Genomic DNA, 20,890 nt, shown 5'->3' with positions numbered 1-20,890 from the left:
ATGGCCAAGGGTGTCCTCGGGAACGATCCCTTCCAGCGCGGAGCCGCCACCCGCGATGGCGCGCCCGCGAAGCCCGGCCCCCATGCGAAGCAGGAGCGCTCGCCCTCCGAGCGCGGGACCTCCGACGACAAGAAGAAGGCCGCGAACACCCGCGCGTCGTCGGGCCCGAGCGCGGCCCACGCCAGGAATGATGGCACCCTGGACAAGGGCCGAGCGAAGAAGCCCTCCAGCGCGAAGCCCGCACCCGCGAAGTCCACGGGCGGGGCGAAGGGCTCCACCACGGCGGCGGCCCGGAGCGCGGGCGAGGCCAGGGCACATTCCGGAGGCGGTGCATCCGCTTCGCGAACCGGAGTGGGAACGAAACAGCCACAGGGCACGGCGTCGCGAGGCACGGCCGGCTCGAAGGTCGGCGACGAGGCGAAGCTCAAGGCGAACGCCACGCCGCCCGACGCGAAGGTGAAGCACGCATCCAACGCCAACGGGAAAGCACCCTCTCGCACGAATGGCGCCAAGGGCCCGAAGGATGGCCCGAGTGCGGCAGCCCGTCAGCCCTCCGGGGCGGGCGCTTCGCAGCGCACATCGGGCGCTGGCCACCAGGCCCCAGCATCGGCATCGCGCGGTGCACGGGCGCGGCAAGGCGACGAGTCCGCGGCTTCGGTGTCGGAAGAGAACCGCGACACCCACGGCCAGGACGTCGCCGCGACGCGACCCGCCGACACGTCCGCAGTGCCTTCGGCCGAGGTGGAGCCCCTGCGTGAACCCGCGGCTCCGGTGACGCCGCGCGAGCCGCCGCCCGCGCGCGCTCCGGCCATGGATGACGCCAACGCGGCGAGAACACCCCATCAGCGGGAGGTGGACCACGCGCTCGCGGAAGCCCTCGCCGCCGAGGTGGCCGAAGTCACCGCGAAGCACGCCGTGGACGTGGCGATGAACCGGCGGGACGGCTCCAAGGAGCCCGTGGACAGGCTCCTCGCCACGGAGATGGCGACCGAGCTGGCCGAAGCCGCGGTCGAAGAGGTCCTGGACCACAGCCCCTCGACCCGCCGCCCGGAACGCGAGCGCGAGCTCGCCGCCACCGTCGCCGCGCAGGTGGCCGAGAGCGCCGCCGAGCTCGCCGTCGCGGAGGTGATGGATCGCCGCGCCCCGTTCACGCACTCCAGGGACGCTCTCGAGGAGCGCGCCGCGAACAACACCGCGAACGAATCCGACGCGGACCAGGGTTCCCGTCTCGAGCCGCACGAGGACCTGGCGGGCGCGGTGCTGGAGCTCTCCGACCTCGACGAAACGCCAGACGACGCCGATGACGTGTGGGAGCTGTCCTCCCCGCCCCTCTCGACAACCCGCTCCTCGCTGGAGCCGGAGGTGGAAATGCCAGACGCGACGCGCGACGAGTTCCCCCCAGGCCGTCGAGGCCCCTTGTCCCTGGTGCCCGCAACCGCCGAGGAGGATGCGGCGCGCGCGGCGCGGGCTCCGGATGGCTCGGGGGAATCCGACGCCCCTCGTCCCCTCGCGCAGCGCGCCACCGGCATGCTGTCGCTGGCGCGTGAAATCGCCGGACAGGCGCTGGCCAGCGAGGGCCTGGGACGTGCCTGGGGCGCGATGAACGGCATGCTGGACGCCGTCCGCGCGGGCCTGGGCACGGGCGGAGGCGCCCACCTGGACGAGTACGGCAAGGACCCGTCACTGGTGCAGCGGCTGGAGCCCGTGCTGGAGTTCCTCTATGGCCAGTACTGGCGCGTCGCCGCGCAAGGCACGGACCACATCCCCAAGGGCGCGGCCATCCTGGTGGCGAACCACTCGGGCGCCCTGCCCTATGACGGCCTGGTGATGTCGCTCACCCTGGCTCGCGAGCGCCCCGACCTGCGCGAATCACGCTGGCTGGTGGAGGATCAGATCTTCCACGCGCCCGTGCTGGGCACCCTCTTCAATCGCCTGGGCGCCGTGCGGGCATGCCCGGAGAACGCGCTGCGGCTGCTCGACGAGCAGCGCCCACTGGTCGTCTTCCCAGAGGGCTACCAGGGGCTCAGCAAGCCCTTCGCGGAGCGCTACCGGCTCAAGCGTTTCGGGCGAGGTGGCTTCGTGAAGCTCGCCCTTCGCACGGGAGCGCCCATCGTCCCGGTGGCCATCGTCGGCGCGGAGGAGACCTCCCCCCTGCTGGGACGCATTCCCGCGAGCTTCTTCGGGTTGCCCTACGTGCCCCTCACTCCGCTGGGCCCGCTGCCCGCCAAGTGGAGCATCCGCTTCGGCGAACCCATCGCCATGGACGGCTTGCCCCCTGAAGCAGCGGAGGACCTGGGCGAAGTGGGTCGACTCACCGAGCGCACGCGCGAGGCCATCCAGTCGATGATCCACACGCTGCTGCGGGAGCGGCGCTCCATCTTCGCCGGCTGAAACGGACGCCCCGAGGGGCGCATGCCGCGTCAGGCGATGACGCGGTTGCGCCCACCCGTCTTCGCCTCGAAGAGCTTCTCGTCCGCCGCGCGCACCAGGTCTCCAGGCTCGCGGTGGCGGGGATCCAACACGGCCACGCCCAGGGAGATGGTGACGGGGATGGGCTGGCGATCAAACTCGAAGCGCTGCTTCTCCACCAACCGCCGGACCTTCTCGGAGAGCTGTCGCGCGCCGACCAGCGCCACTTCCGGCAACAGGATGGCGAACTCCTCGCCGCCATAGCGCGCGAAGACATCCTCTCGCCGGATGCGCGTGCGCACCGTGGACGCCAGCTGCTTGAGCACCGAGTCTCCCGCCAGGTGCCCGAACTTGTCGTTCACCTTCTTGAAGTGGTCGATGTCCACCAACACCAGCGACAGCACGCGCTCATAACGGCGGCTGCGGGAGATCTCCCGGTCCAGCTGCTCGTCGAAGTAGCGGCGGTTGTAGATCTGCGTCAGGCCGTCCATCGTGGTCAGCCGGTAGATCTCATCGTGGTAGGCGGCCTCGATGTTGCCGCCCGCGATGTACTTGAAGATGGTGCGGCCAATCTTCACCAGGTCGCCGTTGCGCAGCTCGCGATCACCCTCCACCACCTCGTCGTTGATGAACGTGCCGTTGGTGGAACCCGCGTCGCGAATCTTCACGCCCTCGCGGGTATTCGCGATGGCCGCGTGGTTGCGGCTCACCGACTCCTGGTCGATCTGGATGTCGCACTTCGACGAGCGCCCGATCAGCGTCTCCTCGCGCGTCAAATCGAACTTCCGACCCAGGTCCAATCCGTAGATCACCACCAGCGCCGCGTCGAGGTTGACCGGCCGGTCGGAGATCTTCGAGATGACCGTGACGACCGTCTCCTTCTGCACCGCTCCTCCAGCGAACGACCCACGAGACGCTACCACCCTGCAAATCCAGAAAGCGAATCACAAGGCGAGACGCCAGGTAGGGAACCTCCGTCCATGGACATCCAACCAACGACGTCTTCCTTCATCCCCCCTAGGGGATATCCACGCCCCTCGACGTGAAGACAGGTGGACGCAGCAGCGCGCCCTCCGTGTCCTCCAGCGATGCGATGAGCGACACCCCTGTCCCGGAGCAGTTGGCCGGGAGCTGGAGCTGCACTTCCCCCGTCGCGGGTGAGGCGGCGGAGTCGCTCACGAGGACCTCCTCGCAGCCCTTCCCGCCCCCCCGTACCATGACACGCACGCGGCCGTCGGCCCCGGCGCTCGCGCCCGGGCGAAAACCGGTGACTCGGACGCGGACGGCGCTTCCCCGGCTCAGCCGCTGTCCCTCCAGCTCCGGATAGAGCCAGGTGACTTCCGGGCGCCCCACGTCCAGCGACGACGCCGCGCGAGTCAGGTCCCCCACGTGGTCCAGGCCTGGACCGCCCGCCGCCACCAGCCGCGAGGGCCCCAGGGTGTCGCGAGCATCACGCCCGGTAACCTGGAGCACCTCCACTCGCAGGAGCGCCCGCGAGCCCAGGTGGTCGCCGAAGTAGGTCCGGTCCTCGATCCCCGCGGGAGGTCGAGGGACACGGATGCCTTCCTCCAGTTCGTCGGGTGAGGCCAGGACCGTCCAACGTCGCCCGAGGCGGTCCGTGAAGACGACGCGGACCAGGGTGGCGGGCTCGTCCACGGCGGCGCGCAGCTCTCGTCCCTGGAGGCCGTGGGCCTCGGCGCCGTCGAAGTTGTAGCGGGCGTCCTCGGGAATCGGGAGGAAGTCGACGGTGGGCTCGACGGGGTGCTCGCCCAGGGGGTCGAAGGTCAATCCCGGCAGGTCCGCCACCACGAAGCCGGTCGCCGTGCCCGCGGAGGCATCGTCGAGGGCCGCTCGGGAGGTCGCTCCCACCAGGAGTCGGTAGGGCTGCCCCTCCAGGCCATGGTGCGCGGGGGCCATGCGCAGGGCCACCACGCCGGACCGGCCCACCCGCACATCCGCGTCCGTGTTCGGATCCGCGGGCGCGACGTTGGCCGCGGCTCCAAGCCCCAGGGGCACCAGCCCTCGTCCCGGCGCCACCACGGTGCTCACCACATAGGCCCGGTCCAGATAGGTCCCCCGGTAGCGAGGAAGCTCCGGGACGCGCATGGCGAAGGGAAACGCCAGGCGCACGCCCTCGAAGTCCAGGGACACGCTCTCGGAATACGCCACGGTGTCTGGCCTTGGTTCTCCCGTGGAGAGGCCCGGCGTGGGAACCAGGCGGAAGGCGGCATCGCGCGCCACGGACGAATAGAAGCGCGGAGACAGCGGGAGCAGGCGCCCCAGCATCAGCAGCGGGTCGGCTCCGGGTTCCAACGCATTGAGCGGCAGCTCCGCCACCGGCACGCTCCCCGTCAGCCCCCAGGCCGCGCGGGTGCCACAGGTACCGGACAGGATGGCCTCCTCGGGATTCAACACCCCGGCAAGCGCGCCATCGCAGATACCCGCCACCCCGGGTGCGGAGGCCGGAGGCGGCGTGCCCCCTTCCAACCAGAGCGCCGTACCCGACGGCAGGGGCAGTCGCCGCGTGCCGCCCGCGCTCACTTCCACCTCGCGCTCGAAGCCCAGCAACGTCCCCGACGCCAGTTCGGAGAAGAGCCCCGGCACCGACAGGCCCGTCATTCCCAACCGCAGCATGGGAGCCGGGACGCCGGCCGCACGCGGCTCGACGAAGTCGACCCGCACGCCTCCGGAGAAATCCTGCGGGTTGCGCCGCAGCGCCATCCGGACATCGCGGTGGTCGTCCACGTCATGGCGGGCCAGCGTGAGGTAGCCGAAGTCCGGGTGGAAGGCGGACAGGCCCACGGTGCCCGAGGCGGGCACCCACGCGACGCCATCGAGCCCCGTCAGCGCCACCGACAACATCTTCCCGCCCACCTCCGACACGGCGACGGAGGCCAGCGGCAACGGACGTCCCGTCAGCTCGTCAAACACGAGCACGCGCACCCCTCCGTCCGGCACGTCGGGGCTGAGCACCATGACGCGGGCGCGGCAGACGGCCGAGCCGACGCGCGCCTCCACCACGTCCTGCTCCGCGCCGGGCACCCGCAGCGTGAAAGCAGCCCGGACGCCCGTGCCCCCGCCTGTCGCCATCGGAGAGAGGGACGACCACGTCGCGCCATCACGCGGCACCACGGGCCGCCCCGACGCATCCTTCACCCACACCCCGAAGACGACGGACAACTCGGGGCTGCCCACGACGACCTCTGGCGTCACCTGGCACGAGGCCGCGAGCGCCGGGGCCGGAGGCGCCCCGCAGGCCCCGTCCCGGCAGACCTCGTCCACGCCGCAATCCGCGTCCGCGGCGCACAGGCCCACCACGCACCGGTTCATGTCGCACTGACAGCCCAGCGGGTTGTCACACATGGGCAGCGCATATTGCTGGCGCTTGCCCTCCTCACAGTCCTCGCGGGTCCGACAGGCGGGCTCACAGCGGGACAGCGCCGTGTTGCAGATGAAGAGGGACGGGTTCGGGCAGTCCTGGTCCACCGCGCAGGGACCCGGCAGCGGCTTGTTGTCGCCGGGGATGCCGGGGATTTCGTCGGCGTTCATCCCACAGCCGGCCAGCGTCCCCAGGGCGCACACGAGGGCTGTCAGCAGCAGGGGACGAGGCGAGGGACTCATACGGTGCGGCTCCCGGGGGGCGGAACGCCCAAGACCATACAGGCACGACGCCCATCGCGCGACGGCGCGGAGGGCCCTGAAGCCCCCTCGCTGGACACCGTCGGACCCGGCCGCCCGCTCTTCGCCCACGTCACGCAACAGGTGGTTGGCTTTCAGGTTCTCACGAATCATCATCGTGCGCGATGGCCCGTGGCGAGCCCAAGTCCCTGGAAAGTCTCCTACCCCGTGTCCTGGCGCGCCTCGCGGGTGAGTCAGGCCGGGGCCATGCCCTCGCGCCCGTGTGGGGCGCGGTGGTGGGAGCACACATTGCCCGCCATAGCTCCCCCCGTGCGCTGGAGGGCGGCACCCTCGTCGTCATCGTCACGAGTGCCGAGTGGGCCCGCACCCTGGAGGCCGAGGCGCCCTCGCTGTGCGCGCAGCTCAATGAACGACTGGGCCCCGGCACGGTGAAGGCGCTCACCTTCCGGTGGGACACCCGATGATCGCCGTGCTCGCGCTGACGGCGCTCCTGGCCGCCGCGCCCAGGCCCACGACGGGAGCAACGAGGCCCGCCACGCCTTCCAGGGCCACGCCGCCGCCGTCAGCGCCCCTGGCGCCGCGCGCCCCACCGCCCGAGCGCAAGGCCCCGCTGACGCCGGCGGAGTCGATGGAGCGGCAGGCCGCCCAGCATGTGGTGCGGGAGTTCGAGCGCGTGGGACGTCGCGCGCCCACGGAGGACAGCGCGCTGAGCGTGGCCGCGAGGCGACTGGCCCACGATGCCCTCAGCGGCGTCTTCACGGGCGCACCCGACCTCTTCACCCTCACGGAGGCCGTCAGCGACGCGGGCGCGGCGGATCCGGCGCCCCGGGCGCTCGTCATCCGCGCGTGGGCCCATGCGCATGCGCTCGAGTCGCTGCGCGCCCGGACCGACCTCAACTCGGATCGGGCCACCCACTTCGGCGTGGGCGTGGCCCTGGTGGACAAGCGCGCCGCCCTGGTGACGTTGGTGTCGGACCGCAAGGCGGAGCTGAAGCCGTTCCCCCGCGTCATGCCCGGCGAGCGCGCGGTGCAGACGCTCTGCGGAAGGCTCAATCCGCCGCTCCATGCGCCGGAGATCTACGTCACGCGACCCGACGGTGAAGTGGTCATCGTCCCCCTCACGCGGCGAGGAACGGAGGGCTCCGATTTCTGCACGCGCCTGGACTTCCTCAGGCCCGGTACCTACACGGTGGAGGTGGTCGCGCAGGGCGACGCGGGGCCGGAAGTCACGTCCCTGTTCCTCACGCAGATTGGGGAAGTCCGTCTGCGCGGCGAGCGCGAGAACAACGTGGAGCCCACCACGGAGGAAGGCGCGCGGAGCGCCCTGCACGAGCGCATCAACGCCCTGCGCCGGGCCCATGGGCTGGTGGAGCTGATGCCGGACCCGGTGCTGGAGCGCGTGGCCCAGGGGTACAGCACTCGCATGACGACAGAGGGCTTCTTCGCGCACATCGCGCCGGATGGGAGCACCCTCACCCGTCGACTTCCCCCGGGCTCGCGCTACGGACGGGCCGGAGAGAACCTGGGGCAGGCCGCCGGGCCGCTCGCGGCGCACTTCGGCATCGAACACAGCCCGGGTCACCGCCGGAACCTGTTGGATCCCGGGTTCCGCTTCATGGGGGTGGGCGTCGTCCTGCGAACAGTGGCAGGCGGTCGCAGCGAGGCCACCGTCACGGAGGTCTTCACCGCCGCGTCGCCCGCCTCGGCGGACCCGCAGAATCCCCAGCAGGACGCGTATGACGCCCTGGCGCGGTGGCGCGCCGCGAAGAAGCTGCCGCCCCTGGCCCGGAGTCAGGCGCTGGAGTCCCTGGCGCTGGCACATGCCCGACATGCGCTGGAGTTGGACCAGCCCGCTGCACAGCCTGGCGAGGCGCCCTTGCACGAACGGGTGTTCCGGGTGCTCCCCGACGCGGGGACCGCATCGGTGGACTTCTTCGTGGTCTCTGACCCGGCCGCGCTCCCCGAGTCCCGCAGCGTCACCGAAGCCACCAACAACCGGGTGGGCGTGGGCGTGGTGCGGGGCGATTCGAAGCGCTTTGGCGCGAAGCAATACTGGGTCGCCGTCATCTACGCCGCGGTCCAGTGAGGCGCGGCGGGCGCGGCCCGTGTGGGGCGCCCCTCTCCATAACGGGGCCTCCCCTCACACGGTGAAGCGACTCCGAATCAGACGGGACGGCGCTGGGTGGCGTAAGCCTCGAGGCCCATCTGCGGCGGCGCGGCGTGCTGATACATCGGGCACTTCATGCATGTGAAGGACTGCCACCCTCGCCGGACCGCTTCGTCCAGGCAGTTGTCATACTGGTGGCAATTCAGGTTGCGATGCGTCTCGACACCGGCACGCTTCGGCCCGGCCTCGGGATTGATGGTTTGCGGCAGATCGGCTGGACACGGCTTCATGGAGCCCTCCCTCTGTGCTGTTTCCCCCCCGAGCGCTGTGAACGAGCAGTGTTACCGGACGACAGGTCCCGCCTGGACAACGACGGACCGGGGTAGCGTGCAACGGCCGCGCAAAGTAGTGATGCACCCCGGGTGACGCAACGGGCCGACTTCAATGACCCAAGAGCACGTAATCGCCTGAACGCTTTCAGCGAATGACGACGGGTTGAGGACATTTCGAACCGGCCCGATGGCGCGCGGATTTAGGACTTGTCGGGCCGGCTGTCAAACCACCCCCCTCGTGTGAGAGGGGGAATGATTGAGGGACGCGTCTCGTTGGCAGGCCGCAAAGCCGCGTGCTGAAAGGAAGAACACATGAGCTGGATGGGGACGGTCGCGGGGTGGGCACTGGGGGTTTCCCTGGGACAATCCCCGACAACCCTGGAGGCCGTGCGGCTTCATCAGACCGACGCGACCTCTCGGGCCCAGAGCGAGTGGGCTGCCTGCGTGGTGAAGCAGTGTCCGGACGCAGGGCGGCTCGCCTTGCTGGCCGGCACACTGGCCCTGTCCGACGGGCGAGCGGCCGAGGCGCGCGACATGCTGGCGGCCGGCCCCGCCCCTGCCCTGCTGGAGCCCTACCGGGCCTTCTATCTGGGCCAGGCGCGCTTCTACGCGGGGGATGCCGCGGGGGCCGCGCTGGACTTCGCGCGGGTGCTGGAGGCCCCGGGAGCGCCCCTGGACCTGGTGACGCGGGCCCGGTCACGGCTGGGCGAATCGCTCCTGAAGGCGGGCAAGGCGAAGCAGGCGGTGGGCGTGCTGGAGGCGGCGGTGAAGGCGACGCCGTCCCCGGAGCTGCTCTTCCAGCGAGCCCAGGCGCGAGGCGCGTCGGGCAATCGCGCGGGGCAGCAGGCGGATTTGATGACGGTGGCGCTGCGCTTTCCCACGCACCCGTACGCCGATGACGCGGTGAAGTGGCTCACCGAGGTCCGCCGTCCCGGGGTGCGCCTGGGCTTCGCGGAGCGCGCGCAGCGCACCGAGGGCTTCCTCAGCGGTGGCGCGTCCCAGCGCGCGCTGGAGGAGTTGGAGGCGCTGAAGGGCGACAAGCTCTCGAAGGAGCAGACGGCGAAGGTGTCGCTGCTGCGGGCCAGGGCCCTGTTCGCGCTGGGCCGCGACGAGGACGCGCGGCAGGCGCTCGCCATCGCGGAGAAGGGGCCCGCGAGTGTCGCGGCCGACGCGGAGCTGCTTGTGGCGCGGCGGGCCCTGCGCGCGGACGACAACGAGAAGGCCCGGACGCTGATGGCGGCGTTGGACCAGAAGTACGCCTCGCAGTCGGCGGGCGAGGAAGGCGCCTTCTTCGCGGGCTGGCTCGACCTGCAGGCGGGGCGCTTCGCCGAGGCCGCGAAGTCCTTCACCGCGCATGGGGAGCGCTACGCGCGCTCGCGGCGTCGGGACGAGGGCCTGTGGTTCCGTTCTCTCGCGTACCTGCGGCTGGCGGACTACGCGAAGGCGCGCGCGTCGCTGGAGTCGCTGGTGGCGACCTTCCCGAGGAGCAGCCTGGCCCCGCAGGCGCGCTACTGGATGGCTCGCAGCCGCGAGTTGGGCGGCGGGGCCGCCGCGGAGGTCGGCCCGGAGTACGAGCGTCTCATCACCGTGGCGCCCGCGTCGTTCTACGCGCTGCTGGCCTCGGAGCGGCTCAAGGAGCTGGGACGGGTGGCACCGGCGAGCTTCCCGCGCCCTCCCCTGTCGCTGGAGCTGCCGCGTCCTCCCGAGCTGGGGCTGGCGGTGGAGTTGACGCGCGCGGGCCTGTTCCGGGACGCGGCCGAAGAGGTGGAGTCGCATGTGGCGCGCCTGCGCTCCGCGGACCAGGCCCTGCCCTTCGCGCACGCGTTGATCGGCCTGGGTGAGTTCGGCCATGCGCACACGGTGGCGGCGCGACACCTGTGGGGCCGGGCCTTCGGCTCACGCGAGCCGGATGCGCTCGCGGCCTTCTATCCTCGGGCGTTCTCGAACGCGGTGGAGCAGGCGGCGACGGCGCACAAGGTGGACCCGTTCCTGGTGTGGGCCATCATGCGGCGGGAGAGCGCCTTCAAGCCGGAGGTCATGAGCGCGGCGGACGCGCGCGGGCTGATGCAGATCATCCCCAAGACGGCGACGGAGATTGCCCGGAAGCTCGCGGAGCCAGACCCGGCGCCCGCGGACCTCTTCTCGCCCGAGCGGAACATCCGCTATGGGGCCTGGTACCTGTCACGGCTGATGGAGCGCTTCTCACATCCGGTGCTCGCGGCGGCCGCATACAACGCGGGACCAAGCGCCGCGGCGAAGTGGGCCCAGGAGCGCGGCGACCTGCCGCTGGACCTCTTCGTGGAGTCCATCCCCTTCCGGGAGACGCGCGGCTACGTCAAGCAGGTGGTGGCGGACCTGTTCCTCTACCACGCCTTCTACGACGCCCAGGGCGTGCAGCCCCGGCTGTCGCTGGTGGTGCCGGCGCCCTCCAAGGAGGGCGTCACCTTCTGAGCCGAGCCGGCCCAGGCGGGTGGAGCGCCCACGCGCCCTACCCGCGTGCCGCCATGCGGCGGAGGATCTCCGCCTCCATGGAGTGCACCACCTCCGACAGCGGCAGGCTGCTGGAGTCCACGCGGATGGCGTCCTCCGCGGCTTTCAGCGGAGCCACCGCGCGCGCGGAGTCATCCTTGTCGCGCTTCGTCTGGTCGGCGAGCACGTCGTCGAGGCTGCTCTCCACGCCCTTCTGGAACAGCTCCTCGAAGCGGCGGCGGGCGCGCACCTCGGGGTTGGCCTCCAGGAAGAACTTCGCGTCCGCGTCCGGGAACACCACCGTGCCGATGTCGCGGCCTTCCAGGATGGAGCCCTTGCTCGACTCCAGGGCCAGGCGACGCTGGAGCTGGAGCAGGCCCGCGCGGACGACAGGGCGCCCGGACACCTGCGACGCGGCCATGGAGATTTCGGGCGAGCGGATGTCGCCCGACACGTCCTTGCCGCCGAGGAAGACGCGGTTCTCCTCGCCCACCACCTGGAAGTGGATGTGCACGCGGCCCAGCAGCTCCCCCAGGCGCGCGTCGTCGTCGTAGGGGATGCGCTCGTCCGTCGCCATCAGCGCCACGCAGCGGTAGATGGCGCCCGTGTCGACGAGGGAGAAGCCGAGCCGGCGCGCCAGCAGCTTGGACACCGTGGACTTGCCAGCACCGGCCGGCCCGTCGATGGCGACGATGAAGCACCGTGGGCTCACGAGAGCACCTCTTTCAGTGCGCGCACGCACCGCTCGTTCTCCGAGGCCGTCCCCACGGAGATGCGAAGACAGGTGGGAAAACCCCCGCCCGCGAAGGGCCGGACGATGACGCCCTTGCGCAGGAGCAGCTCGTACAGCTCGGTGGAGGAGCGGCGGAAGTCCGCGAACACGAAGTTCGCGTGGCTCTTCGTGAGGGTGATTCCCAGTTGGGGCAGCTCCGCCTCGAAGTAGCGCAGGCCCGCGCGGTTGTTCTCCCGCGTGCGCCGCACATGCTCGGTGTCTTCCAGCGCCGCGAGGCCCGCCGCCTGCGCCACCACCGTCAGGTTGAAGGGCATGCGCGTGCGCTGCAGATACATGGCGAGCTTCGCGTCCATGACGCCGTAGCCCAGGCGGATGCCCGCCAACCCGTGAATCTTGCTGAAGGTGCGCAGCGCCACGACGTTCGGGTGACGCCGGAACAACTCCACGCCGCTGACGTAGTCGGGCCAGTCGACGAACTCGAAGTAGGCCTCGTCGTAGGCAATCAGCACCTCGGGCGGGACGGCCGCGAGGAAGGTCTCCAGCTCCTTCCGGCCGAACGCGGTGCCCGTGGGGTTGTCCGGATTGGCCAGGAAGATGAGCCGCGTGCGCGGCGTCACCGCGCGCGCCATGGCCTCCAGGTCGTACTGGTAGCCCTCGCGCATGGGCACCTCCACGAAGGGACGCCCGTGGGCCTGCGCGGAGATGCGGTACGCGGAGAAGGAGTTCCTGCACAGGAGGATTTCGTCCTCCGGCGTGGTGAAGGTGCGGATGAGCAGCTCGATGAGCTCGTTGGAGCCGCTGCCCAGCACCACTTCCTGCGGCTGCACGCCCAGGGACGCGGCCAGCCGGCGCACCAGGTGGAACGACGTGGCATCCGGATACAGATGCACCTGGGTTGACGCCAGCCGCATGGCCTCGAGCGCGCGCGGGGAGGGCCCCAGCGGGTTCTCGTTGGAGGCGAGCTTGATGACACCGGTCAGGCCGAACTCGCGCTCGGTCTCCTCGATGGGCTTGCCCGGCACGTACGGCTTGAGCGTTTCGACATGGGGAGGAACGAGAGGTCGCATGGAGGTAGAGGCCCTGGAGATGTGCCTCAGCGACCGGTGAACACGCCGAGCGCGCGGAACTTCGCGTAGCGGTCCTTGACCAGACCGTCGGGTGACAGCTCGGCGAGCTGGCCCAGGTGCTTGCGCAGCACCTTGCCGAGCGCCTCGGCCGCCTTCGCGGGGTCTCGATGCGCGCCACCGGCGGGCTCGGGCACCACCTCGTCGATGATCTTCATCTGGAGCAGGTCGCCCGCGGTGAGCTTCATCGCATCCGCCGCCTTGTCCGCCTTGCTGGCGTCGCGGAAGAGGATGGAGGCGCAGCCCTCCGGCGAGATGACGGAATAGACGCTGTTCTGGAACATCAGCACGCGGTTGCCCACGCCAATGGCGAGCGCGCCACCCGAGCCGCCCTCACCCACCACCGTGGAGATGATGGGCACGCGCAGCCCGCTCATCACCTCCAGGTTGACGGCGATGGCCTCCGCCTGGCCGCGCTCCTCCGCGCCGATGCCCGGGTAGGCGCCCGGCGTGTCCACGAAGGTGAGGATGGGCTTCTCGAAGCGCTCCGCCAGCTCCATCAGCCGGCGGGCCTTGCGGTAGCCCTCCGGGCGCGGCATGCCGAAGTTGCGCGCCATGTTCTCCTTGGTGTTGCGGCCCTTCTGGTGCCCCATCACCATCACCGGCTTGCCGTCGAAACGGGCGAAGCCTCCGACAATCGACGGGTCCTCGCCGAAGTGCCGGTCTCCACACAGCTCCACGAAGTCGGTGAACAGCAGGCGGATGTAGTCCAGGAAGTAGGGGCGCGCGGGGTGGCGGGACATCTGCACCACCTGCCACCGCGTCAAGTCACTGAAGATCTCCGTCTGGAGCTTCTTCGCCTTCTTCTCGAGCTTGGAAATCTCCGAGGTGAAGTCCGCGGAACCACCCGTGGACAACGCCTTGAGCTCATCGATCTTCTTCTCCAGCTCGATGAGCGGGCGCTCGAAGTCGAGCGCGTAACTGATGCCGGTTGCCATGGCGCGGAACTAGCACCAGGGTAAGGCACCTTTCAACGCGCAAGCGGTTACGCACCGCACCGTGTCACGCTGCCGGACACCTGCGTCCCATTCGGAGCGACATGTTTCTGGCCCTGCCGCTGCTCGTCCTGGCGCTGACCGCCCCCCCTGCCACCCCGGCGCCCCCCTCCGCGAAGGGCCTCAACACCGAGGGCTTCCGCCTGTACCGGGCCGGCCGCTACCCGGAGGCCCTGGAGAAGTTCCAGGCCGCCGCCAAGGAAGACCCGGCGTACGCCCTGCCCCGCTACAACGCCGCCGCCACGCTGGGCGTCCTGCGCAAGCAGGGCCGCGTGTGCGAGTACGGCGCCCATCGGGACGTCATCGTCGAGCACCTCTCCCAGGCGGTGAGGCTGGACGCCCGGCGACTGGCCCGCGCCCGCCAGGACGCCGACCTGGACGGCATTCGCGACACGCTGGGCTGGCAGCGGCTGCTGGGCCGAGTCCCGGAGCGCGAGGCGGACGTGCCCTTCCTGCTGCGCACCGTGGCCTGGTACGGCCCGGGCGTCGGCGTCCTGGGCAGCACCCGGGGATTGCGCTTCCTCACCCGGGGCAGGGCCGTCCTTTGGACCCGCTCCGTGGACGCGGAGGGCAAGCCCCAGCGAAGCGAGGTGTCCGGGACGTATTCGGTGACCGGCCGTCAGGTGGAGCTGCGCCTCAAGGGACAGGCACCCCGCACGGGCACGCTGACGGAGGCAGGAGCACTCACCTTCCCCGAACTCGGAACGTTCACCGACGCGCCCTCGGAGTGCGACGCCTGAGACGTCCCGCGTCCGAGTGCTGACCAGCCACCACTTGGGATGACGGGGCTCGCACGCATACAGAAGCCCCACGAGAAGAGCGCTTGGTCCTCACGTGAGAGGACGCCAAGGTGCTCAGCGGGGGCGGACGGGAACGGGCCTCGGCGGGCGTTTCAGGTGGGAGGCCACCAGCACAATGGCGGGGCCCCCACCTCGCTGCTTCAGGCGGCCTTGATCTTCGCGGCCGGAGGAGACAGCGCGTACCACGCCGTCCGGAACGCCTTCAGCTCGCGCAGCCCGGCCGGGTGCCGACCGAGCGCCGGTGCCATGGTGACGGGCAGGCCCAGCTTCTTCTCGATGGCCTTCGCCGCGTTCAGCTCCAGCTTGCGGCGGTTCTCGCACTTCTCGCAGGTGGACTTGGGGCCCACGCGGTTGACGAGGATGCGCTCCACCGGGAGCTTCCTCTCCTTCAGGTACTCCACCACGCGCTCGGTGCGGGACGCGGCCAGCTCCTCGCCGCGGGTGACGACGACGAAGCGCGCCTCCGTGGGAGACGCCAGCGCCTCCTCGAAGCGCTTCGCGTGTTTGATCATCCCCGCGATGTCGTCCGCCAGCTCGCCCAGGCCCTTGGCCCGGTGCTTGTTGAGCACGGCGTGCAGCGCGCCCAGCCACGTCTTCGCCGTCTCCGCCAGCTCCACCACGCGCACGGAGTTCACCACCGGCGACGAGTCCACGACGATGCGCTTGAAGCGCTCCTGCACCAGCGCGTCGGTGAGCACGCTCATCGCCGCCAGCTCGTCGATGCCCGGGGGCGCGGACTCCAGCAGGTTGCGCAGGTAGAGCAGATCCGCGGGGACGTCGTTGCCCGCCTTGGGCGCGCCCTCGAAGGCCTTCTCCGCCTTCTCCTTGAGCCGCTTGCGCAGGGCGTTGAACCAACCCGCCATGTCCAGCTCGCGCGCGTACAGACCCTTGGTGCCCTTCACCTGCGTCTCGGTGTCCGTCAGCCGGCTCTGGAGCACGTCCGACAGCGAGTGCGCCGGATCCGTGGAGATGAGGAGCACCGGCCCCTCCTTCTCCGTCAGCGTCACGGCGGCGGCGGCGGCGCAGGAGCTCTTGCCCACTCCGCCCTGCCCCACGAAGAAGATGAGCCGCGTGGGCGGCAGCGGCGGCGCGGCGATGGGCGGCATGGACGGCGCGCGCACCAGGGCCGGAGGGCCCTCCGCGGCGGCGAACTCCAGCGCCTTCGTCTCCTTGCCACCCGCCCAGGCCTTCGCGAACAGGCCCACGCCATCCAGCCCGCGCGGCGCCACTTCACGACGACCCAGCAGGTGGACCGGCACGGCCTTGTCCAGCGCCTGGAACTTGCGCACGTGCGGCGCCTGCAGACCCCGGCGGCCCTGACACGCGGGACACCCCTCGCGGTCCTCCACCTGGTTGACGACGATCTCCGTCACCGGCAGCCCGCGCTCGCGCAGCTGGGTGAAGAGCATGCGCGTCTGCGCCTCGGGAACCGGCTCGGCCAGCGCCACCAGGTGGAAGGCGGTGCGCGCGGGGTCCTTCAAGAGCCCCAGCAGCTTCTCCGCCTTCTGCCCCAGCGCTTCCAGGTACGTCGGCTCCGCCGCGGCGGCCTCCGCCTTCTTGCCCTTGCCCGTGGACGGCGCCGGCTTGTCGCCGCCCGCCTTCACCAGGCCCAGGAACTTGCGCAGCCCCACCGGCAGGTCGAACAGGCGCAGCGTGTGGCTCGTGGGCGAGCAGTCCACGACCACCCGGTCGAAATCCTCACCCTCCAGCAGCGACACCACGTGGAAGAGCCCGACCAGTTCCTCCAGCCCGGGGACGGCCTGCTGATACAGCGAGCCCAGCTCCTCCTCGGAGAAGTGGGTGCCCTTGCCAGCGGCCTTCTTCAGCGCGGGCAGGTAGTCCGCCAGGAACGGCTTGAGCAGCGCGGCCGGCTCCAGCTCCAGGCCCCAGACGCCACCCTCACCCTTGCCCGCCACCAGCTTCGAGGGCTTCGCGGTCAGCTTCTTCTTCAGCAGATCCGACAGGGAGCGCACCGGATCCAGCGAAACGAGCAGCACCCGCTCCTTCGGGACCTCCTCCGACAACCGCAACGCGTACGCCGCCGCGAGCGTGGTCTTACCGACCCCGCCCTTGCCGCCGAAGAAGTGAAGAACTCGCGCGTCGCTCATTGCGTTGTGGCCTTCCTTGTGCCCCCCCGGCGGCACTCTGATGCACACTCCTGATTTGCCGAGAAGAAGGCGTCGGAGTTTGCCCGGTGCGTCGACCTGTACGGCCGGGCCATCCCTGTGGGTGGGAGTCGACCACAGAATCCCTTGTCCAGAGGTCAAAAGTCAAGAATTGACGCGGGGTTTCGCGGAGGGTCGGCCCCTCTCGGCACCTCCTGCCAAGGCCTTCTTGACCGCCCCTCCGAGCCGCTCCAACAGCGCGGAATCCGGAGGGGATTTCCTACCCGTCAGGTCAGCGAGCGACCAGGTTGTGGGCGCTCAGGGGGCCATCGCCTCCCTGTCCCCCCAGCGGCCCGTTGTCACGCGAGGGCCCGCCTTGCTGAGTGCGCGCCTCCGCCGCATAGCGATTGAGCTTGTTGTAGAGCGTCTTCTCGCTCACCCCGAGCACCTCCGCCGTGCGCGCCTTGTTGTTGCCATTGCGCTGGAGGCTTCCCAGGATGTACTCGCGCTCCACCGCGTCCAGGCTCAGGCCAAAAGGCAGCCGGAACGTGTGTCGTTCCGGGCCCTTGCCCGCCATGTCCGGCGGCAGGTGCTCCCGGGTGATCAGCTCCCCGTCGCAGAGGATCACCGCGCGCTCCACCGCGTTGCGCAGCTCGCGGATGTTGCCCGGCCACTCGTAGTTCTTGAGCACCTCCATGGCCTCCGGGTGCACCCCGGACACGCGCTTGGCCGAGTCCCCGCGGAACTTGTCCACGAAGTGCTGGACCAGGATGGGCACGTCCTCGCGGCGCTCGCGCAGGGGCGGCAGGTGGATCTGGAACACGTTGAGCCGGAAGTAGAGGTCCTCGCGGAATCGCCCGTTCTTGATCTCCTGCTTCAGGTCGCGGTTGGTGGCGCACAACACGCGCACGTCCACCTCGAGCTCCACCTTGCCACCCAGCCGGCGCAGGCGGCTCTCTTCCAGCACGCGGAGCAGCTTGGCCTGCAGGTCGATGGGAATCTCTCCCAATTCGTCCAGGAACAGCGTGCCGCCATGGGCCAGCTCGAACACGCCCGGACGGCGCTGATCCGCGCCGGTGAAGGCGCCGCGCTCGTGGCCGAAGATCTCCGATTCGATCAGCGTGGCGGGGATGGACGCGCAGTTGATGGCGATGAAGGGCTTGTCGCGGCGCAGGGACAGGTTGTGGACGGCGCGCGCCACCACCTCCTTGCCCGTGCCGGACTCGCCGCTGATGGACACGCTGGCCTTGGACGGGGCCACCTTCTCCACCAGCTCGATGACCTTGCGCATGCCCGCGGACTGGGCGATCAGGTCGGAAGAGCCCAGCTGCTTGAGGCGACGGCGCAGCGTCTGCACCTCGCGCATCGTCTCCTTCTTCTCCAGCGCGCGGTCGATGCAGACCTTGAGGCGCGCGGTGTCCAGCGGCTTGACGATGAAGTCATACGCACCCTCGCGGATGGCCTCCACCGCCGCGTCGATGGTGCCGCGGCCCGTGAGGAACACCACCGGACAGTCCGGCAGCTCTTCCTTGAGGTTGCGCAGCAGCCACAGTCCGTCGGTCTCCGGCATCGCCAGGTCCGACAGGACGACGTCCGGTCGAAACTCTCCGGCCTTGCGCAGGGCATCGTGCCCGTCGAAGGCCGTCTCGACCTTGTGCCCCCAGGTGCTGAGCATTTCCGCCAGCGCCTCGCACGTGTCGCGTTCGTCGTCCACGGCCAGGATTCGTGCGCTACCCAAGATGAAGACCTCCGGTACTGCGTCGTGACGCGAATGGGGGATGACTCTGAAGGAGAAGCCTGGCGCCCGGTACAGCCCTCAAGCGCGAGGAAAGATGAGCCGGCAGGAACCACCTCGGACGTGGAGGTCCACTCCCAGCTGGGCACAGCGCAGCCCCAGGGCCGCCACCACGTCCGCGTGCTCCGGAGCGCTGTCGCCCCCGGTGTCCTCCACCTCCAGCACCGCCACCGAGCCTTCCCCTCGCACCGTGACGCGCACCGAGCCCCCGCCTTCGGCCCGCCGGAAGCCCCGCAGCAACGCCTGGATGACGAAGAAGCCCAGCTCCGAGGTGTCCGCCAGGCGGACCAGCACGCCCGCCTCCACCGCCACCTGCACCGTGGCCCGACGCTTGCGTCCCTCGTGAGCCACCACGCCCAGCGCCCGCGTCGTCGCGTCCGACAGGTCCACTTCGCCCGCCGTGCCGCCCCGGGTCACGATGAAGTCGGAGAACTGCCGCAGGATTCCGTCCACGCGCTGGATCTGCTCGCGCAGCGCCTTGAGGTTCTTCTCCTGCGACGGCGGCACCTGCCCGGTCTCCGCCTTCAGCTTCTCCGACAGCACCTCCAGGTGGATGGCCATCGCATTGAGCGGGTTGCGGACGTCGTGCAGCAGGCTGTCCATCAGCGTCTGCACGGCGCCATAGCGGGCAGCGCCCACCACGGGATCCGTCGCTTCCTGGACACGCACCACGCTACTGGACACAGCCGTCGAGCTAACCAACGGAAACTCCTCGGGTTTTTCGTCTCCCTCTCCCGCCGCCACCCCACCGCCGGCAAGAGTTAGGGAGCCTGTTCCACAACGTCAACCCTGGGTCGGTAATTCTTGCCGGAAACGGCAAATTCCCGAGTGGAGTCAATGGCTTGGACAGGCTCCGGAGTGTTGTCCGGATGACGCTTCCCGAAGGGTTCCAGCAGGCGCTTCAGGTCGAGGACGCGGGAGGGCGCGCGGCCTCACCCAGGCCAACGAGCTCCAGCTTGAGCTGGGAGGCCACCTCGAAGATGCGGGGATCCCGATAGAACTCGCCGAAGACGATGCGGACGAGGCCCGCGTTGGCGATCAGCTTGAAGCACGGCCAGCAGGGGCTGGCGGTCGTGTAGATGGTCGCTCCATCAATGGCCACGCCGTTGGTGGCGGACTGGATGATGGCGTTCGCCTCCGCGTGCACCGTCGCCACGCAGTGTCCGTTCTCCATCATGTGGCCCACGTCGTCACAGTGCGGCAGGCCGCGGATGGAGCCGTTGTAGCCGGTGGACAGGATGGTTCGTCCACGGACGATGACGGCCCCCACGTGCTTGCGATCACACGTGGCCCGCGTCGCCACCTGCTTGGCGATGTCCATGAAGTACTGATCCCACGAAACACGTCCCGACATCCGCTCGCCTCCTGGCCCGAGCAGATGTAGCGCGCAGCGGACGGCTGTCGACAAAAAGGCGGCTCAGCGCCCGGCGGCGTGAGCGACGCCTCCCTCGCCAGGCAGGCTGCGTTCCAACAAGCGCCCGAAGCCCTTGGCTTGCAGGAACTGTCGCACCTTGGTGCTGGGCGCGGCGAACGTCTCGCCGGGCATGGGCACGTCGAAGCTGTAGCTCTCCTCACGCACCGCGAAGTCCACCTGCGCCGTGCGGTAGCCCTCCACGATGGCCAGCAGCCGGCCCGACTCCAGGCTGAAGATGCCGCCGCCCGACGCGCCGTAGCCGATGGGCGCGTCCGTCTTCACCATCCTCGGACGCCGGGACTCCCGGTCCCACTCCACCTGGGACAACATGCCGCCGGACAGCGACAGCGCGCGGCCATAGGGCGACGCCGCCACGACGACGTCCTCGCCCAACTCCAGCTCCGCCTCGTCCGCCAACTCCACCGCGGGCAACGCCAGCCCCGGCACCTTCACGAGCGCCAGGTCCAGGTCCGGCACCTGTCCGGTCGCCACCACCTGGCCCACGTGCGACTCCACATCCGCGCGGCGGTCCACCAGCACGTTCAGCGTGGGGGCCTTCAGGTCGTCCATCACCACCGCGTGCGCATTGGTGATGACCCACGCGACCACGCCCTCCGCGCTCCGCTCGGAGCCCACCACCACGCCGGAGGCCGTGCGCCTCACCTTGTCCGCCTCCGTGATTTGCAGGCGCACGTTGTGAGGGAGGATGCGGCGCACCATCTCCTTGCGCGTCGGCCTCGACGGCTCCGGCGTGGATACCCGCACCACCTCCGGCGGCGCCTGTGGCACGGGAGCGCTGGCGGGAGACGCGGGCGCACCGGCACACGATGCGAGGGCGAGCAGGGCGACGGGGGCGCCCAGGAGGAAGCGGGTCATCGACTCTCCGGGATGAAGGACGGCGCTGAGACTGCGAACTCGCTTGCGACGCCCATCTTCCCCACGCCCCATCCTCATTGGAAAGCAGGCGC

16 protein-coding genes are annotated in these 20,890 nt (G+C 70.2%); 5 read left to right on the top strand and 11 right to left on the bottom strand.

The genetic code is table 11. The features are described 5' to 3' along the window. Positions 1–2,391: a 1-acyl-sn-glycerol-3-phosphate acyltransferase gene (locus HUA76_RS38035; protein WP_174463647.1), complete on the top strand. Its 2,391-nt coding sequence runs from the start codon at positions 1–3 to the stop codon at positions 2,389–2,391. A 29-nt stretch (positions 2,392–2,420) separates the two neighbouring features. Here HUA76_RS38035 and HUA76_RS38030 read toward each other — a convergent pair whose 3' ends face one another. Together HUA76_RS38030 and HUA76_RS38025 are read right to left on the bottom strand one after the other, a co-directional pair. Further along, entirely contained in the window at positions 2,421–3,296 is an 876-nt protein-coding gene (locus tag HUA76_RS38030) for a GGDEF domain-containing protein (protein WP_141647946.1), read from the bottom strand. 130 nt (positions 3,297–3,426) lie between these two features. After that, a complete protein-coding gene (locus HUA76_RS38025) occupies positions 3,427–6,030 on the bottom strand; it encodes a carboxypeptidase regulatory-like domain-containing protein (protein ID WP_174463646.1) in 2,604 nt (867 codons plus the stop codon). A 182-nt stretch (positions 6,031–6,212) separates the two neighbouring features. On the opposite strand from HUA76_RS38025, the gene HUA76_RS38020 reads away from it, so the two are divergent. Both HUA76_RS38020 and HUA76_RS38015 read left to right on the top strand, forming a co-directional pair. Further along, positions 6,213–6,512: a DciA family protein gene (locus HUA76_RS38020; protein ID WP_141648767.1), complete on the top strand. Its 300-nt coding sequence runs from the start codon at positions 6,213–6,215 to the stop codon at positions 6,510–6,512. Continuing rightward, the gene (locus HUA76_RS38015) at positions 6,509–8,134 is read left to right on the top strand and encodes a CAP domain-containing protein (protein ID WP_174463645.1); all 1,626 of its coding nucleotides are present in this window, start codon (positions 6,509–6,511) and stop codon (positions 8,132–8,134) included. The genes HUA76_RS38020 and HUA76_RS38015 overlap by 4 nt, the downstream gene beginning before the upstream one ends. A gap of 77 nt (positions 8,135–8,211) precedes the next feature. Here the strand turns inward: HUA76_RS38015 and HUA76_RS38010 are convergent, their stop codons facing one another. Beyond that, positions 8,212–8,445 carry a hypothetical protein gene (locus tag HUA76_RS38010; RefSeq protein ID WP_141648765.1) on the bottom strand — a complete coding sequence of 78 codons (234 nt, stop codon included), beginning with the start codon at positions 8,443–8,445 and terminating at the stop codon, positions 8,212–8,214. Positions 8,446–8,799: 354 nt separating this feature from the next. On the opposite strand from HUA76_RS38010, the gene HUA76_RS38005 reads away from it, so the two are divergent. Continuing rightward, entirely contained in the window at positions 8,800–10,938 is a 2,139-nt protein-coding gene (locus tag HUA76_RS38005; RefSeq protein ID WP_174463644.1) for a transglycosylase SLT domain-containing protein, read from the top strand. A gap of 37 nt (positions 10,939–10,975) precedes the next feature. Here the strand turns inward: HUA76_RS38005 and cmk are convergent, their stop codons facing one another. Genes cmk through HUA76_RS37990 form a run of 3 tightly spaced genes read right to left on the bottom strand, consistent with a single transcriptional unit; the run spans position 10,976 to position 13,751 of the window. Beyond that, positions 10,976–11,668: a (d)CMP kinase gene (gene cmk, locus HUA76_RS38000; protein ID WP_141648763.1), complete on the bottom strand. Its 693-nt coding sequence runs from the start codon at positions 11,666–11,668 to the stop codon at positions 10,976–10,978. Further along, a complete protein-coding gene (gene hisC / locus HUA76_RS37995) occupies positions 11,665–12,756 on the bottom strand; it encodes a histidinol-phosphate transaminase (RefSeq protein WP_174456606.1) in 1,092 nt (363 codons plus the stop codon). The genes cmk and hisC overlap by 4 nt, the downstream gene beginning before the upstream one ends. Positions 12,757–12,782: 26 nt before the next feature. After that, positions 12,783–13,751 carry an acetyl-CoA carboxylase carboxyltransferase subunit alpha gene (locus tag HUA76_RS37990; protein ID WP_141648761.1) on the bottom strand — a complete coding sequence of 323 codons (969 nt, stop codon included), beginning with the start codon at positions 13,749–13,751 and terminating at the stop codon, positions 12,783–12,785. A 101-nt stretch (positions 13,752–13,852) separates the two neighbouring features. Between HUA76_RS37990 and HUA76_RS37985 the strand changes: the two genes are divergently transcribed. Then, on the top strand, positions 13,853–14,548 hold the full coding sequence (locus HUA76_RS37985) for a tetratricopeptide repeat protein (RefSeq protein ID WP_174456607.1): 696 nt from the start codon (positions 13,853–13,855) through the stop codon (positions 14,546–14,548). A gap of 200 nt (positions 14,549–14,748) precedes the next feature. Here the strand turns inward: HUA76_RS37985 and HUA76_RS37980 are convergent, their stop codons facing one another. From HUA76_RS37980 to HUA76_RS37960, 5 genes are all read right to left on the bottom strand, one after another. Next, a complete protein-coding gene (locus HUA76_RS37980) occupies positions 14,749–16,716 on the bottom strand; it encodes an ArsA family ATPase (RefSeq protein WP_174463643.1) in 1,968 nt (655 codons plus the stop codon). A 289-nt stretch (positions 16,717–17,005) separates the two neighbouring features. Beyond that, positions 17,006–18,451, bottom strand: coding sequence for an enhancer binding protein Nla6 (gene nla6 / locus HUA76_RS37975; protein ID WP_141644773.1), 1,446 nt, complete (start codon positions 18,449–18,451; stop codon positions 17,006–17,008). Positions 18,452–18,529: 78 nt separating this feature from the next. Continuing rightward, positions 18,530–19,150: a sensor histidine kinase gene (locus HUA76_RS37970; protein WP_371746092.1), complete on the bottom strand. Its 621-nt coding sequence runs from the start codon at positions 19,148–19,150 to the stop codon at positions 18,530–18,532. 259 nt (positions 19,151–19,409) lie between these two features. Further along, entirely contained in the window at positions 19,410–19,862 is a 453-nt protein-coding gene (locus HUA76_RS37965) for a cytidine/deoxycytidylate deaminase family protein (protein ID WP_141644775.1), read from the bottom strand. 63 nt (positions 19,863–19,925) lie between these two features. Beyond that, on the bottom strand, positions 19,926–20,798 hold the full coding sequence (locus HUA76_RS37960; RefSeq protein ID WP_141644776.1) for a serine protease: 873 nt from the start codon (positions 20,796–20,798) through the stop codon (positions 19,926–19,928). Positions 20,799–20,890 lie beyond the last annotated feature (92 nt).

This window comes from Myxococcus sp. CA056 (assembly GCF_013336715.1).
Lineage (GTDB): Bacteria > Myxococcota > Myxococcia > Myxococcales > Myxococcaceae > Myxococcus > Myxococcus llanfairpwllgwyngyllgogerychwyrndrobwllllantysiliogogogochensis.
The sequence above is the reverse complement of the archived record's forward strand: the minus strand, read 5'-3'. Positions and strand labels throughout refer to the sequence as shown.

Bases quoted from the DNA above. Each gene is read 5' to 3' on its own strand.
- HUA76_RS38035 (WP_174463647.1), top strand. From the start codon at position 1: ATGGCCAAGGGTGTCCTCGGGAACGATCCCTTCCAGCGCGGAGCCGCC.
- HUA76_RS38025 (WP_174463646.1), bottom strand. From the start codon at position 6,030: ATGAGTCCCTCGCCTCGTCCCCTGCTGCTGACAGCCCTCGTGTGCGCC.
- HUA76_RS38020 (WP_141648767.1), top strand. From the start codon at position 6,213: ATGGCCCGTGGCGAGCCCAAGTCCCTGGAAAGTCTCCTACCCCGTGTC.
- HUA76_RS38015 (WP_174463645.1), top strand. From the start codon at position 6,509: ATGATCGCCGTGCTCGCGCTGACGGCGCTCCTGGCCGCCGCGCCCAGG.
- HUA76_RS38010 (WP_141648765.1), bottom strand. From the start codon at position 8,445: ATGAAGCCGTGTCCAGCCGATCTGCCGCAAACCATCAATCCCGAGGCC.
- HUA76_RS38005 (WP_174463644.1), top strand. From the start codon at position 8,800: ATGAGCTGGATGGGGACGGTCGCGGGGTGGGCACTGGGGGTTTCCCTG.
- hisC (WP_174456606.1), bottom strand. From the start codon at position 12,756: ATGCGACCTCTCGTTCCTCCCCATGTCGAAACGCTCAAGCCGTACGTG.
- HUA76_RS37990 (WP_141648761.1), bottom strand. From the start codon at position 13,751: ATGGCAACCGGCATCAGTTACGCGCTCGACTTCGAGCGCCCGCTCATC.
- HUA76_RS37985 (WP_174456607.1), top strand. From the start codon at position 13,853: ATGTTTCTGGCCCTGCCGCTGCTCGTCCTGGCGCTGACCGCCCCCCCT.
- HUA76_RS37980 (WP_174463643.1), bottom strand. From the start codon at position 16,716: ATGAGCGACGCGCGAGTTCTTCACTTCTTCGGCGGCAAGGGCGGGGTC.
- HUA76_RS37965 (WP_141644775.1), bottom strand. From the start codon at position 19,862: ATGTCGGGACGTGTTTCGTGGGATCAGTACTTCATGGACATCGCCAAG.
- HUA76_RS37960 (WP_141644776.1), bottom strand. From the start codon at position 20,798: ATGACCCGCTTCCTCCTGGGCGCCCCCGTCGCCCTGCTCGCCCTCGCA.